Source organism: Rhodocyclus purpureus (assembly GCF_016653115.1).
GTDB lineage: Bacteria > Pseudomonadota > Gammaproteobacteria > Burkholderiales > Rhodocyclaceae > Rhodocyclus > Rhodocyclus purpureus.
This window is the reverse complement of record NZ_NHRX01000048.1, coordinates 1-14,651: the sequence shown is the minus strand read 5'-3', so window position 1 is coordinate 14,651 and position 14,651 is coordinate 1. Positions and strand designations below refer to the sequence as shown.

Below are 14,651 nucleotides of genomic sequence, written 5' to 3'. Positions count from 1 at the left end.
TAAGACACTCTGCATCCACTCCCGGCACTGCCGTCATTGCGAGGCGCGTAGCGCCGTGGCAATCCAGTGCGTTCTTCCGTCTCCTCGACCTGCAGAATGCGAGACCTACGTACTGGATCGCCACGCCCTGCGGGCTCGCGATGACGTTACGGTCTAAGACACTCTGCATCTACTCCCGGCACTGCCGTCATTGCGAGGCGCGTAGCGCCGTGGCAATCCAGTGCGTTCTTCCGTCTCCTCGCCCTGCACGATGCGAGACCTACACACTGGATCGCCACGCCCTTCGGGCTCGCGATGACGAGCTGGTGATCGCGACGGCTTCGGCAGGCCCGCATCGAGGATGAGCGCAGGCTGCTGTTTCACGATAACGTTGTCCTTGGTACTGCCTGCTCCGAATTCGTATAATTTCGCCCACGCAGCGGCAAGGCTGAAGACCGCCGCGATTTACTGCCCCCGCTCGTCGTAGACTCAGGTCCGCCTCGTGCGCCAGGAGGTATCCCGGGAGTTTCAAGGTGAGCGTAGCAGCACCGAAGGTTCGCGAGTTGGTCGTCGGCAGCGTCGGCTACGCGTTACTGGGTCTGCTCTCCCTGTCTCTGGTCATTCCACCCGGCTACGCCAGTATTTTCTTCATACCCGCCGGCCTGGCGCTGATTCTGGCGCTGCACGCGGGCAGGCGCTGGCTCGCTGCCGTCTGGGCCGGGTCGTTCGCGGTCGAGATCTTCGCCTTCCACTGGCACGATCGTCTGGCGATCGCCACCGTCCTCGCGGCCGCAGCGATGGCGACGGGAGTGATGCTGCAGGCGTGGGCCGGCGCCGCATTGATCCGACGCTTCCTGCCCGAGCGCTGGCAAAGGCTCGAGGAACTCCCCGACATCCTGCGCTTCCTGGCGCTCGGCGGGCCGCTTGCGTGCCTCATCTCGGCTTCCTGTGGCGTGCCGGTACTCTGGTTGGCCGGCGAACTCGGCACCGCTGACCTCGCCTGGTCGTGGCTGGCGTGGTGGTGCGGCGACTGCTTCGGCGTCGTCCTCTTCGCGCCCATTTTCCTGGCCTGCTTCCGACGCGCCGAGGTGGAGTGGCGCGAGCGCCTGCCGACCATCGCCACCCTGCTGGTGCTGGTACTGCCAACCACCTTCCTGCTATCGACGAGTGCCGCCAGGCAGGAGCAGGAATCCCGGCGGGAGGTGATCCGTGCGCAGGCCAAGGATATCGAGCAGCGCATCCAGCTGCGCCTGAAGGCTTACGGCGAGGTCCTGGCAAGCCTGAGCCGCCTGATCGAGGTGAACCCGGCGCTCGGCTTCGCCGACTTCGATCACTTCACCCGGATCACGCTGCAGGATAACCGCGATATTTCGGCCCTGAGCTTCAATGCCCTGGTGCGCGATGCCGGACGCGCCGCGTTCGAGCGCGACATGGGCCGGCGCTTGCCAGGCATGGCTTTCCGCATCAGCGAGCGCGACGCGCAGCGCCAACTGGTACGCGCCGGCACGCGCGCCGAGTACGTTCCGGTGAGCTACATCGCACCACTGGCAAGCAATCTGCCTGCGCTCGGCTTCGACATTTTCTCCGAGCCTGTGCGCGCCGCAGCGATCGAGACGGCGCGCCGCTCGGGCCGTGCAGCGATCACGGCGCCGCTGACACTGGTCCAGGACCAGCAGCAGTTGGTCGGTCTGCTCGCCTTGCATCCGGTTTATCGCCAGCGCGAAGACGGAACGGATCAGTCCAGGGAACTGCTGGGTTTTGCGGTCGGCGTCCTGAAAGTCGCCGAAATGGTCAGCATCGCCATCGGCGAGTCGATGCCGCCCGGGATCCGCTTCGAATTGCGCGATCCGGCGGCGGCCCCGGAACGCCAGCTGTTGTTCGCCTCGGCACCAGGCGCATCGGCGTTGCCGAGCGATCTGCGCTGGAACTCGTCGATCACGATCATGGACCGTTCGTGGGAACTCGCCGTCTATCCCGACCGCGCATCGTTCGCCGACTGGCGGCAGTGGACCTGGCTGGTGACGCTGGCCGTGCTGTTGATCGCCAGCCTGCTGCAGATCATGGCGCTGATCAGTTCCGGCCGCGCCGCACGGGTGGCGCGCAAGGTCGAGGCGCAGACTGCCGAAATCAGGCGGCAGAGCGAAGCGCTGCGCGAGAGCGAGCGGCGTCTGCAGGTCGCGCTCGCCGAGCAGCAGGCGATCCTGCAAAGTCAGGTGGTCGGCATGGCCAGGATCGACGGGGAGCGGCTGGACTGGGTGAACCCGACCTTTGCCGAGATGCTCGGCTACACGCGCGCTGAACTGGTCGGACAGGAGATTCGCATCCTCTTTGCCGACGCCGACGATTACCGCGCGTTCGCTGCTTGCGCTTACCCACTGGTACAGGCAGGCAAGGTGCACCGCAGTGAATTTCAGCTCCGGCGCCACGACGGATCAGCCATCTGGTGCGATATCTCGGGCGCGCGCCTCGATCCCGGTGAGGGAGCGGCAGGAAACTCGTCGGTCTGGTCGCTGCTCGACATCTCGGCGAAAAAGCTGTCGGAACAGCGCCTGCTCGATGCGCAGCGCGCCGCCGAGACGGCCAGCCAGGTCAAGAGCCGCTTCCTGGCGACGATGAGCCATGAAATCCGCACGCCGATGAATGGCATTCTCGGCATGGCGCAGATGCTGGCGCTGCCGGAGATCGAGGAAGCCGATCGCTTGCGCTACGCGCAGACCATCCTCGGCTCCGGTCGAACCCTGCTGGCGCTGCTCAACGACATCCTCGACATTTCGAAGATCGAGGAGGACAAGGTCGAACTCGAATCGGTCACCTTCCACCCTGGGCGGATCGTCGACGAAGTCAGCACGCTCTTTGCCGAATCGGCGAACGGCAAGGGGCTGCGCCTCGAGGCGGCGTCTGGGGTGTCCCCCATCGATCGCTATCGCGGCGACCCATACCGCCTGCACCAGATGCTGTGCAATCTGGTGAGCAACGCGATCAAGTTCACCGAGCAGGGCCAGGTCCGGATCGAAGCACGCGAGCTCGAACGCGATGACAGCCTGGCACTGCTCGAATTCTCCGTCAGCGACTCCGGGATCGGAATCGCGCATGAGAAGCAGGCTCTGCTGTTCGCGGCCTTCTCGCAGGCCGACAGTTCGACGACGCGGCGCTTCGGCGGCAGCGGCCTGGGCCTCTTCATCGTGCAGAAGTACTCGCGGCTGATGGGCGGTGATGCGGGGGCCGAGAGCACGGCGGGCGTCGGCTCTCGCTTCTGGTTCCGCATCCGCGCCGCCGTCGATGCGACAGCGGATGGCGACGCCGACCTGCCGGCAGCGGAAGCGGGTCGCCCGGCAGCGGAACTCGTGCGCTTGCCGACGCGGGTACTGGTGGTCGACGACAACGCGGTCAACCGGACCGTCGTGGCGGCGATGCTGAAGAAAACCGGCGCCCGTCTCGCGCTGGCCGAGGATGGGCGACGGGCGGTCGACGCCATCGAGCGCGGCGACCCGATCGACCTCATCCTGATGGACGTGCAGATGCCGGTGATGGACGGACTGGAGGCGACCCGGCAGATCCGTCGCCACGAGGCCGAGAACGGACGTCCGCGCGTGCCCATCGTTGCGATCACCGCGGACGCCTACGAAGCAGACCGCCAGCGCTGCCTGGCTGCGGGCATGGACGATTTCCTGGCCAAACCGATCCACATCGAACGACTGATGGCGACGCTGCAGCGTTGGCTGGCCGCCGCAGAAACGCCCGAGAAGGCCGTCGCGCCTCGCACCGAAGCGGCAGCGCCCTAGCCCGGCGGCGCACAGGCGAAAAAAAACCAGCGGCCATGCGTGGCTGCTGGTTTTCCGGAATCCTGGTGGGCGGTACTGGGATCGAACCAGAAACGGAAAGGCGCAAAGCCAGTAACGGCAAGGCTTTGACGGGCGCAGTTGTCTAATAAATCGAAAATGTCTAATTGCGACCGCCAAAAAACGGCGATGGCATAAGGCGGCTGAGCCACTCAACACAGTCCGCATGCAGCGCGATGCACGCGCCCGCCGCTCTGATCGCCCCATGCTCCCACGCCCGGACATCCTCGTCACTGGCGCTCGTCGGCATCGGCAGCGGCTGGCACTTCTGCAGGCATGCGTCCGGCGGCGGCACCTGCTGCGTTGGCGGCGTCGATGGCAGCGTTGAGCACGCGCATAGACTGATCGTCGCGAGCACAATCAGCGCGCGCTGCGCGGTGCGCATCGGCGAGCCCAGCTTGGTAGGCGTTGTCCCTCGCATGCGTCCTCTCCTCGTTCCTGCGCGCGCGTTCGCGCGCGAGCGTTTGATTGTCCTGCAGCGCCTGGCTGAGGCGGTCGGCAGTCGCCTGGAGTTGCTCGGCTTCCGCTTCGGCCGCCCTGCCCTGCTCCCATTCCGTCCCGGCCAGGAATCCTCCGGCGGCGATCGCGAGGACGGCGGCGACTCCGACAAGCGCAGTCGTCGGGCTGATCATGCCAGCACCGTCTGGGCTCGTTGGTAATAGGCCAGCCGCTCGTTGTAGCCGTTGACGCCGCCGTTGACGATGCGGGTGATCTTCCTGAAGTCGCCGGCGTCGGCGATGCTGTTCAGGCCGTTGAACCACCAGAACCACGCCGCCGACCGACACGCCGGCACAACGTCTTCAAGCAGTTCGGGATGGCGCAGCAGGGTGTCTTCGTCCCCGTACAACGCAACCGAGCAGCTGCGATAATTGGCCCGTCCGGTGATCTGGATCAGCCCGCGCCCCTTGAAGCGCGGCCCGTCGCCGGGCTCGGTGTTGCCGAGGCCGGTGCGGCCCTCGTAGGCCCTGCCGTCGGCGATCTCGCGCAGGTAGCGCAGGCTGCCGGATTCGTGCGCGATCTGCGCCAGGAACGCCGCCTGGCGCGCCGGCGTGTCGATGCCGAATTCGCTCATTGCGTCGTTGAGCGGACCCAGAAAAACGCCGGCTCGGGGGCCGGCGTAGGGGATAATCTTTCGGAACTGGTCAAGCCTGATCATTGCAGGATCCTTTCGCGTTGCAGTGCACTCGTGTGCATTCCGGCTTGTAGAAACCGATCGGCACCCCGTTGGCCCAGTGCCGCGCGGTCACAACCTGGACGACGGTGATCACGGCGAGCAGCGCCAGGGTGAATGTACTGGGGACGCCGTCCCAGATTAGCGGCGCCGGCACGCCGATGCATGCGACGGCGCCGAGTAGGCAGAACGCCGCGCGGACATCGACGCGCACGGTGTGGTCGGTCCGGACGGCGCGGCAGAAGACGGTGTAGAGCAGGACGACGCACAGCAACTCGTGCGCCAGGATCATGGCGTCCCTCATTGGCGACCTCCACTCGCGGCTCGCCCGACCAGCGTCTTGATAGCGATCCCGATTGCCTCGAACACGGGGCGCCAACCGTTGCCCAGTGCGCCGATGATCAGGGCAACAGGGGCGAGCGCCTCGTTCGCCGGGATCGCCCAGACGCGCTCGATGCCGCTGGCCAGGAAGGCCGTCAGTACGATGGCCATCGATGTGCAGCGGAGCAGCAGCCAAGCGCCGGCCAGGCGGGTAGCCGTGGTGCTGGCCGAGAGCGGCCACATGGCGCCGGCGAGGGCGGCGAAGGCGATCAGCGCGTACGGGCCGGCCATGGGCCCGAGCAGCGCGACGAAAATCACCGTCAGGCTCACGCCTGCGGAGGTCGATGGTTCAGCCATTGTTGTTTTTCCCTTCGGAGTTGGCTGCATAAAATAAAGGCCGCTCGGGGCGGCCTTCAGGGGGTGACGAAAACCGCCCGGTCGGGCGGCGTCGGCGCCGGCGCGAGCATCCAGAGATGCTCCGGCGTGATCCGGTGCATGCATTCGGCTCGAAACAGGGGCTGCCCGGCGCGCTGGAAGGCCCAGGCCACCAGCTCGGAGCAGAACCAGCGGTCGTCCTCCTGCCAATCCCGGCGCAGGCCGAAACCGACAATGGCGGCGAAGTCGTAGGGTTTGCCGATCTGGGACTCGGCGGCGGCGATCACCGCGCGCGGATCCCGGCATTGCAGCTCGACCGCGACGGCCCGCTTGGCGCGGTCCATCGCCTCGAGCGCCGGCACCTTGCGCACGCCGGTTGCCACTGCCTCGATCGCGAACGGGCCATCGAGCAGGGCAACGTGCGACCACTTCGACCAGGTGCAGGCCCGGATCGCCGCGCTGATCGGATGGTGCGAGGTGGAGAAGAGCAGGCGGATGCTGGCCATGGCTACTCTCCGAAGACCTTGGGCCAGCCCGACGAGTAGTCGTAGCCGGCCGGGTCGGCGCTGGCTTCCATCGCCCGCCGATGCGTCTCGGCTGCGGCGAAAATCGCCTGCTCGCTGGCGGCGGCCGCGGCCAGGAGTTGCTGTGCCAGCGCAGCGGTCATGGTGACGAAGCTGCCGTCCATCGTCTTCCACTGCAGGCCGGCGGGGATGCCGGCCCCCAGCAGCACGAGAGCGAGCTGCTGACTGCGGCTTTTCTGGTCGGAGTGGAACCACTTGTCGCCGACCTTGAAGCCGCCCTCCGTTCGCCGGTCGCGCTCGGATTTGATAGCGGCCCACGCTGCCGTCTCGGCCTCGTCGAACGTCGGCTTCTGCAATGCAGCGGCCTCGGCTTCGGTGATCCTGACGCTGTTTGCCGGCAGAAGGTGCTCGAAGGCTTCGTCGTCGAGCTCGTGCAGGGCGTTGTCGGGAGATTTATAGAAAGGCATGGCGTCCTCATTAACGGAGTTCAAATGCATAGGACAGCGTCGCTGACCCAGTTGTAATATTCAGCGAATATGAAGCCCCGGGGGGGATCAGGATTTCCATTGACACGGTTTGCTGCCCCCCTGTACCTGCCGGGTTTGCCCGTGGGCTATTGTTGGGAACTCCATTTATCGTCCAGTTCGCATTTGTACCGGCGTTAAACACAAAGGACCAAGAAGCAAAAATTGGCCGCCCTGTCGTATTGTAATAAGTCGTCCCGGCTGCACGGGTAACGGCCTGCCATGTCTGCCCGTAGCCGAGAGACGACAGCGCAGCCAGGGCTTGCCCCCCTCCCCCTTGTACCGTGGTCGGAGCCGTCGCCCAAGTGCCAGCTGTCACTTCCGTGATATCGACAAATCCGACGACGCGGAAAGGTACGGAAGCTCTCGCCGTTGTCGAGTAGAAGACATTCGACGACGTCGCAGACGCACTGATCGCAGTAGTCGAAATCAGCGTCGTTTCATCGAGATTTTTGCCGCCTGCAAGATTGACGACCGCAAGCTCGACTGCCCCAGCGTTATCGATGGCGATCATGACAAGACGAGCCGACTGGCCGCTGACTGTACCGAGCGTCGCTCCGGACGGAACAACCAGCGACAGCGGCGCTGAAATGATGCGCTTATTCGGCGTCCCACTAGTGAGCGAAGACGACCGGAAGTCAAGCGAGGTAGCGTTCAGGCCAAGCACCAGCGCATTTGCAGCGACAGTCGCCGTGATCGACTGAATGTCTTGACGCGCTATCTTGATGATAGCCTGCAGCAGCTGCGTGAGCTCGGTTGACGACGGCGTCAGCCCTGCTGCCGTGATCACGGCCTCGATCTCGCGCATCGGATGTTCGATCGCCGCTGCCGGCACTGCAGAACCCTCGATCCCGGCCGCGGGATTGGCGTCGACGTACGGCGCATCAGCAGCGGCGCCGAGTGGTTGGACATATTTCATTTACACCCCCTCATAGGAAAAAATCAGCCGGGTATGCGCCGGCTTCAGGCGATTCAGCTTGCACTCCAGGTCGGCGGCGCGATCGAGCTTGCCGAGCAGGTCGCCGGCCTGACTGGCGCCGGTGCGGAACGCGGTGTAGCGCGGTCCGGCGACGCGAACGCGCCACTGATGGCGAACTGCGGGAGCGCCACCGAGCCTCTCTCCGCAGCGATTGACGCCGGCGACAAACGGCCGGAACTCGTCGATCTCGACCGGGTAGCCCATCGCTGCGGCCAGCGCCAGAAAGTACGCACGACTGGCGCCGCTCTGCGTGGTCAGCTTGGCGACGACCGCCGCGCGGCGTTCCTGCAGGGTTGTGGCGACGCCTGACGCGCAGGTGTCTGGCAGGCCACAGACGCGCTCCCAGTCGGAGAGCATCGCCTGCGCGCCGCGCGGGTCTGACTCGTCGATGACGGCCCCGGCGCCGGCATCGAGGCGGGCCAGCTCGGCAGCGATGGCGCCGAGCAGCTTGGTCAGCGTGGCGTCGTCGTCCTTGGGCCAGGCAGGGCCGGACGGCAGCAGCGCCTGCAACTGCCTCAGGTAGTCGGTTTCGGTCAGGACCATGTGATCGTCCCCATGGTGCTCATGTTGCCGGTGGTGTTGGTCACGTTGGCCGACGGCGACAGGAGCATGTAGTCGGTCTCACCCGCTGCGGCCGAGATCGCCGCGCGGATGTGCGAGAGCAGGATCGTTCCGCCGGGCACTGCCTCGCGCAGGAGCAGATCCTGCAGTTCTGTCTGGACGGCAGACTGCACGGCGGCGGTGTTCGGGGTGAGGCCCTGGATCTGGAAGTTCAGTGGCACAGGGTTCGGCGCGACCACCGTGACATCCGCCGTCACCGGGCGGCGCGCGTCGATGTAGGCCTGCACCGCTGCGACCTCGGCGGCGCCGGGGATGATGTCCGCACCGGTTCCGTCGTTGTCGCGGACGAAGCGCACGGTCACCGTGCCGAGGCCCAGTTCCTGCGGATACACCCAAGCGCGCGTGACCCCGGCCACTTCCAGCGCCCAGGTGACGTAGTCATTCGCCGAGCCGCCATGCGGCGGCTGCTGGATGCGGGCCAGCAGCCGCGCGCGCAGGGCATCGTCGGTCTCGATGTCGGCGCCGCCGGTCAGCCCCCCTGAGGCGACGACACCGGAAGAATTGACCCCGGCGACAGGCGACACCAGACTGAGACTGACCCCGGCGTCGCAACTGCTCGCTTCTCCCGCGGTGACGGCAACCACCGCTGCGTTGACGCTGCCGCCGGCCAGCGTGGCATCAGCGGTCGTCTGGTACTGCTGTCCATCGGGCCGCTGCAGGAGCGTCCCGGTCGGCACCATCGCCCCGGCCGTTCCGGTCAGGGTGACGCTGCCGGTGGCCGGCGCCGCGGCCTTGCGCGTCACGCCCCAGATCGTCCCCCAGCGCTGCAGATATTCCTCCTCTGCGCTATCCGGGAAGACCTGTCGGGCGATCCAGTCCAGGAAGCCGTACAGCCCATGCGTTGCGCCCCCGATGACGTAGGACAGGACGTTGAGGTTGGAAAACGGCAGCCGGGCATCGGCGTCCGGCAGCCGGGCGTTGATGTCGGCAATGGCCCGGTCGATCAGTGTTCTCAGTGTCGGTCGTGCGAAGGGCATATCAGCTCCGTAGTTCTTTCCAGGCCAGTTCGTAGCGGTAGCGCGCCGGCTGTGCCTGGTTGCGTTCGATCTGGATGGCCAGCCCGATCATTCCGGTCTGCACGATCTCGGCATGCACCGTCACGCGCTTGGCAATGCCGTCCTCGACCAGCCAGGCCAGCGCCTCCTCGGCGTATTCCCGGGCGCGATTGACGACTTCCCGTAGTTGCTTCTCGCGCGAGAGCAGCCACAGCCGTGAGCCGATGCGCCGATTGCCGAGGGCGTCGCCCCACCAGCCACGGCGCGAGGCGGCCGCGTCAGGCAGGGCGTCGTCGGCCTCGGCGCGCCGGTCGGTGAATAGGCTGATCAGCACCGCTGTGTGCAGATCGGAGTCGGCCGACAGCGCGCCTCCGGAGACGGCGAAGTCGCCGCGGCAGGCTGCGGCATCGAAGAAGGTGGCAATGTCCATGGCTTACATCGTCTGGTTCGGTGGCTGGGTCGGGCCGCCCGCTGCGTTGTTCTCATTGTGGGTGTGCGAGTTGTAGCTCGCCCGCATCCCGGACATCGTCTTGCCGCCGCTGTCGCACTTGTCCTTGATGTCGCCGGTCACTTCCAGGAGCGGTGTCTCCATCCTGACCTTGGTGGCGGCCTTGAGGGTCACCACCGGCGCCGTCACTTCGACCTGCGCCCCGGCCGTGATGCGGACGATCTGCCCGCGGTTGAGGACGATACTGTCGCCTTCGTCGGTGTAGAGGCAGACCTCGCCCGGTTGCAGCCCGCTCTTGCGGTGGCGCCGGTCGTCGGTGGCGATGATCAGGCCATGGTCGCGGTTGCCGCCGACGAAGACGAGGACGCCTTCGGCGCCGGACAGCGGTACCGAGCTGAATCCGTATTGCTGGATCCGTTCGGCGCCGTCCTGGACTTCGTCAGCCAGGAGCTGCGCTTGCGCGGTCTGGATGGCGCCGCCGTCGTTGATCGCGGTCAGGATCGCGCGGCCGATCATCAGTTGCACCTTGCCGCGCAGACCTTCGGTGAGCTTCTGGATGGCGTCGATCATTTCCCGACCACCTTGAACTTTCCGGCAGCCGCGCCGCCCTGCGGCTCGGGGATTTCCGGCAGCAGCTCGAACGCCTTCTCGCCGACGAGCGTCAGCTCGCTCAGGCTGCCGCCTTCGTCGAGCCGAAACGAGATGCCCGCGATCAGCCACCACTCGTCGACGCGCATCCAGGGACAGACGACCTTGACGCGCTGGTTAGTTTTCCACAGCTCGCCGTTCTCCTGCCGCCATCCCTGCACCGTGACGGTGATTTTTCGGGCCTTGGCTTCGCGGTTGGCGGCTTCCCATTCGGCGCGCTGCTGGCAGCGCCGGCCGTCCGCCTGGGTCTCGGCAATCAGGATCAGCGGCCGGTAGCGGGCAATCTGGCTGCTGCCTGTCTGCGCGCCGCCGGCCCGGCTGACGCTGCCTTTGGGCTGCGCATGCGTGACGTCGAACTTGCCGGCATCGGCGGCGGCCATCTGCCCCTTGACCGTGATCTGGCTGTAGAGGTTGGCGTGGCTGTGCTCGAACTGGGCGCGGAGTATGTTCTCGCCGAACTTGAGCACGGTGGCGCAGTCGCCGCGCATTCCCGCGCGGGTGATGAGCAGCCCGCCTTCACCGTCGGAAACCAGCAGCACGCCCTCGCTGCGCGCGAGCTTGTCCAGGGTGCGGAAGACGCTCTCGCCGTTCTGGATCGCGCACTTCGGCAGCTTGCCGCCGACGCGAGGCGACTTCGGCGGGGTGCCCTGCTTGCCGACCTTCTTCTCCTGCGTCGAGAGCTTGCGTCCGACTGCGGTTTCGTCATGGACGGTGATGCCGTAGGGCGCGGTCAGCTTCTCGGCGATCTGCAGGAAGGTGAGCCCGGAGAAGGCAGACGACGGCGCCGAGCAGTCGACCAGGTCGCCGGTACGGTCCCGACCGCTGACCCTGATCTCGTGGCTGTTGGCGTCGTAGCTGACCGAAACGGCGTCGACGTAGCCGCAGATCACGACGTCGTCGCCGATCCGGAGCTCGCAGAATTCGCCGGGCGGGATGCTCCATTCCCGCGGCTGGTTGGGCCAGCGCTCGGTGATCGCCAGCTCGTAGGTGCCGGCGATCTGCTCCAGTCCAAGGCGAATGCCTACCGACTTCCAGCCGGCGAACACTTGCCCGCCGACCTTGAGCGTCAGGCGGTTGAGGTTGTCCATGTTCAGGTCACCAGTAAGACGGTCTGTCCAGCCGGCACGAAGCCGGGGTGGCGGACGCGGTTGCGCGCGATGATCTCGTCCTCACGCCCGGCGGCCAGCCAGTCGTCGCCGTAAAAGTCATGCGCGAGCACCAGCGACGGCCGCACCGCCTGGGGGAGCAGGCGCGTCAAGCGCGGCAGGCTGGGCGTGATCGTCGCGAAATGAGCCACGGCGTCGGTGCGCAACTGCACCAGGGCATCGCCCGCGGCCTGCCCGGTGCTTTCGGTCAGCAGGACCGCGTCGGCGCGGCTGACGATTTCGGATCGGGCGGCGCGGGCGTCGTCCAAGGTGGCCGGCTCGCTGCTCACGAGCTCCATGATCCGGCGCGCCGTGGCGGCCTGCCGGATCAGCCCGTCGAGCGCCGACCGATTGCTGTTCTGCGCGGTTCGTGCCGGCGTCTGCACGCCGCTCGCCACCTGCGGCAGGGCGAAGTCGAACAGGCCGAGCACGTTGCTGGTGTTGCGCACCAGGGCGAGCAGCCCCCGCGCCAATCTCTGTGGATTTCCCAGCGACGTCAGCAGGTTCTCCGGCAGCAGCGTGCTCAGCGGCGACAGCGGGTTGGCCCGGACCGACGCCAGGTTACCCAGCGACATCCCGGGCAGTCTGAGCGCGGCGTTGACCGAATCCAGCGCGTCCTGCACCACGAAGTCCGGCTGGCCGTCGATGCTGAAATCCTCGGCAAAGTCGGCAGCGAAGGCGGCGTCGCAGGTTTCGTACTGCGCAGCGAGCACCGCTTGAGTGTCGGTCGCCGCCTCGGGCTCCTGCTGCTGGCCCGCCTCGATGAAGGGGATGGTGATCCGCGCCAGGCCGCCGTGCTGCGTCGATTCCGTGATCTGGCATTCGCCGGCGACCACCACCTGCAGGGTGCCGTAGTACGGATGCACCAGTTGGCCGGCGCCGGATTCCTCGATCGCTGCAATCAGGGCGTCGCGCCCGTCCATGTAGTCGGCGCCGACGATCAAGGCCTCGACCTTGTACTCGCGCGCCTTGCGGCCCATGTCCTCCATGAACGGGATATCCCGCTGCGGGTACTCGTGCCGCGCCAGGCGCCTCCCCGCCGTCAGCGTCGCGGTATCGACCTTGAACGGCACCCCGCGAAAGGATGCCGGTCGGAGCTTGTCACGCCATGCCATGTCAGACTCCCGCCATCGCCAGACCGGCGGACACGTCGATGGTCGTGTTCTGCGATCCAGCGGCCAGTTCTTTCACTCGCGGCCGCCCTTCGGCGTCGATCACCAGGCGCACGGTGTTCGTGATGTCCTGCCGCTGCGCCTGGGCGGCTGCGGCTGCCGTGGTCACCGACTGCGCCCGGTCGGTGGCAAAGCTGAACTGGAAGTTCTTGAAGGCTTCCGGCATCAGGAATTCGGGCGTCAGGCTCTTGATGATGCCGATGATGCTGTTCGCGAGCGCCTGCCAGCTCTCCAGCCAGACCTGGATCAGTCCGTCGAAGAAGCCGACGTCGAACACCGACTTGATGCGCTCCCACGCACCGCTGACGTACTGGACGATGTTGTCCCAGTTCGTGTAGACGAGCACTCCAAGCCCGACGACGGCGGCGGCGAGGACGGCGAACGGGTTGGCGAGCATGACCGACCACAGGCCGGATAGCGCCTTCACGGCGAGCGGGATCACGCCGGTGAAGTTGCCGAGGATCCACGCTGCCTTGCCGATGGTGAAGGCAAGCTGGCCGGCGGCCATGATCAGCGGCGACATGATCCCCACGACCAGCAACAGGGTGCCGCCGGTCGGGCCGAGCAGGCCGTTGAGGATCTTGAAGGCGCCGCCGACTTTCTCGACGACGCCCCACAGGCCGATCATCATGTCCCGGCCGATGGCCAGGATGTCCGGCAGCTTCGCGAGAAAGGCGTCGAACTTCTGGTCGATCAGCGCGCGGTTGGCGACGATCCACTGCTGGATGCCCTGCACCGTCGCTTCGAGCGCATGGGCGAGCTTGAGCCCGAGCGCCGTCTTGATACCGTCGAGGGTGCGCTGCAGGCGCTTCCACGTCTTGTCGTAGTCGTCGGCCTGCTGCAGCTGCTCCTCGGACAGGAGCGAGCCGTCGGCGCGCATCTCCTCGAGGCGCTTGCGGTACTCGTCGGAGCCCTTGTTCATGACGTCCATGAACACGGTGCCGTTCTTGCCCATCAATTCGAGCAGAACGGCCTGCTTCGCCATGTCCTGCTCGGACCCCTTGAAGGCGTCGGCCATCTGTTCCATGACCTGCTCGGGGGACATCTTCTTCAGCTTCTCGATGCTGATGCCGACCCCGGCGAAGGCGGCGGCTTGTTCCTTGCCGCCGTGGATGGCTTCGTTGATGGCCTTGTTGAGCTTGCCCATCGCCGCCGCGGCGTCTTCGGTGCTGCCGCCGGCCTCTTCGACCATCGCGCCGTACACCTGCAGCGTGTTGGCGTGGATCTGGTAGCGCGCCGAGAGGTCGCCGATCTTGTCGGCAACGTCGACGGCGTGGTTGCCGGCCATGATGAGCGAGCCGACCGTTCCGGAATAGACGCCGCCGATGCCGATCATGGCGCTGCCCAGGCCAAGGATGGAGTCCTTGAGTCCGCCGACCGCTTTCTTGACGGCGCCCAGGCCGGTGGCGTCGTAGAGCTTGCCGAAGGCCTTGGAGAGATCTGCCGCCGGCTTGGTCAGCGCGTCCATGCGCGCGCCGATCTGGTTGAGGGTCGCGGTTGCCTTATCGACGGCGGCAATCACGATCTCTGTCTTGTTCTGCTGCGCCATGGCAGTTCCAGCCATAAAAAAACCCGCCTCGGGGGCGGGTTCGGTTGAATGTGGGGTGGAGTGGTGTGGATCAGGAGAACAGGGAGAAAAGCCCGTAGAAGAAGCGCCACAGCACTTTCACGATGTCCCACCCGATCCAGAGCAGGAAGCCGGAAAAGGCAAGGAGCGCGGCGAGCTGGAGGCCAGCCACGGCAAAGACACCGGCAGGAAGCGCGGTATCGAGTAGGGGACGGGGTTACCCCCGTCGCCCTCTCACACCACCGGACGTGCGGTTCCGCATCCGGCGGTTCATTGAATACACTGGAGTCGTCGCATCGTATCGAGCAGCGACACCAGCCCTAAGCGATCAAAGAAGGACTTC

Annotated in this window: 15 protein-coding genes; 1 reads left to right on the top strand and 14 read right to left on the bottom strand. The window is 66.3% G+C overall.

The window, feature by feature from the left end; translation table 11 throughout:
- Nucleotides 1–512: 512 nt before the first annotated feature.
- The gene (locus tag CCR84_RS09775; protein ID WP_201211751.1) at nucleotides 513–3,761 is read left to right on the top strand and encodes a CHASE domain-containing protein; all 3,249 of its coding nucleotides are present in this window, start codon (nucleotides 513–515) and stop codon (nucleotides 3,759–3,761) included.
- A 287-nt stretch (nucleotides 3,762–4,048) separates the two neighbouring features.
- On the opposite strand, the gene CCR84_RS09770 is transcribed toward CCR84_RS09775, so the two are convergent.
- From CCR84_RS09770 to CCR84_RS09705, 14 genes are read right to left on the bottom strand one after another with little or no spacing between them, the layout of a single operon-like run.
- Complete coding sequence (locus tag CCR84_RS09770) at nucleotides 4,049–4,450, bottom strand: hypothetical protein (protein WP_201211749.1); 402 nt, start codon at nucleotides 4,448–4,450, stop codon at nucleotides 4,049–4,051.
- A complete protein-coding gene (locus CCR84_RS09765) occupies nucleotides 4,447–4,974 on the bottom strand; it encodes a glycoside hydrolase family 19 protein (protein ID WP_201211748.1) in 528 nt (175 codons plus the stop codon). The genes CCR84_RS09770 and CCR84_RS09765 overlap by 4 nt, the downstream gene beginning before the upstream one ends.
- On the bottom strand, nucleotides 4,961–5,293 hold the full coding sequence (locus tag CCR84_RS09760) for a hypothetical protein (protein ID WP_207186263.1): 333 nt from the start codon (nucleotides 5,291–5,293) through the stop codon (nucleotides 4,961–4,963). Before CCR84_RS09760 ends, CCR84_RS09765 begins: the two co-directional genes overlap by 14 nt.
- Nucleotides 5,290–5,667 (bottom strand): hypothetical protein, encoded by a 378-nt coding sequence (locus tag CCR84_RS09755; RefSeq protein WP_201211746.1) that lies wholly within the window; start codon nucleotides 5,665–5,667, stop codon nucleotides 5,290–5,292. Before CCR84_RS09755 ends, CCR84_RS09760 begins: the two co-directional genes overlap by 4 nt.
- A 56-nt stretch (nucleotides 5,668–5,723) precedes the next feature.
- A complete protein-coding gene (locus tag CCR84_RS09750; RefSeq protein ID WP_201211745.1) occupies nucleotides 5,724–6,191 on the bottom strand; it encodes a YiiX/YebB-like N1pC/P60 family cysteine hydrolase in 468 nt (155 codons plus the stop codon).
- A 2-nt stretch (nucleotides 6,192–6,193) separates the two neighbouring features.
- Entirely contained in the window at nucleotides 6,194–6,676 is a 483-nt protein-coding gene (locus CCR84_RS09745) for a DUF4376 domain-containing protein (protein ID WP_201211744.1), read from the bottom strand.
- Nucleotides 6,677–6,686: 10 nt separating this feature from the next.
- Complete coding sequence (locus CCR84_RS09740) at nucleotides 6,687–7,652, bottom strand: hypothetical protein (protein ID WP_201211743.1); 966 nt, start codon at nucleotides 7,650–7,652, stop codon at nucleotides 6,687–6,689.
- Nucleotides 7,653–8,255, bottom strand: a complete 603-nt coding sequence (locus CCR84_RS09735) for a YmfQ family protein (RefSeq protein ID WP_201211742.1) — start codon at nucleotides 8,253–8,255, stop codon at nucleotides 7,653–7,655.
- Complete coding sequence (locus CCR84_RS09730; protein ID WP_201211741.1) at nucleotides 8,246–9,310, bottom strand: baseplate J/gp47 family protein; 1,065 nt, start codon at nucleotides 9,308–9,310, stop codon at nucleotides 8,246–8,248. Before CCR84_RS09730 ends, CCR84_RS09735 begins: the two co-directional genes overlap by 10 nt.
- 1 nt (nucleotide 9,311) lies before the next feature.
- The gene (locus tag CCR84_RS09725; RefSeq protein WP_201211739.1) at nucleotides 9,312–9,758 is read right to left on the bottom strand and encodes a phage GP46 family protein; all 447 of its coding nucleotides are present in this window, start codon (nucleotides 9,756–9,758) and stop codon (nucleotides 9,312–9,314) included.
- A gap of 3 nt (nucleotides 9,759–9,761) precedes the next feature.
- Nucleotides 9,762–10,346 (bottom strand): phage baseplate assembly protein V, encoded by a 585-nt coding sequence (locus CCR84_RS09720; RefSeq protein WP_201211738.1) that lies wholly within the window; start codon nucleotides 10,344–10,346, stop codon nucleotides 9,762–9,764.
- Entirely contained in the window at nucleotides 10,343–11,512 is a 1,170-nt protein-coding gene (locus CCR84_RS09715) for a phage baseplate assembly protein (RefSeq protein ID WP_201211737.1), read from the bottom strand. Before CCR84_RS09715 ends, CCR84_RS09720 begins: the two co-directional genes overlap by 4 nt.
- Nucleotides 11,513–11,514: 2 nt before the next feature.
- Nucleotides 11,515–12,684 (bottom strand): DNA circularization protein, encoded by a 1,170-nt coding sequence (locus tag CCR84_RS09710; RefSeq protein ID WP_201211736.1) that lies wholly within the window; start codon nucleotides 12,682–12,684, stop codon nucleotides 11,515–11,517.
- Nucleotide 12,685: 1 nt separating this feature from the next.
- Nucleotides 12,686–14,290: a phage tail tape measure protein gene (locus tag CCR84_RS09705; protein ID WP_201211735.1), complete on the bottom strand. Its 1,605-nt coding sequence runs from the start codon at nucleotides 14,288–14,290 to the stop codon at nucleotides 12,686–12,688.
- Nucleotides 14,291–14,651: the final 361 nt, after the last annotated feature.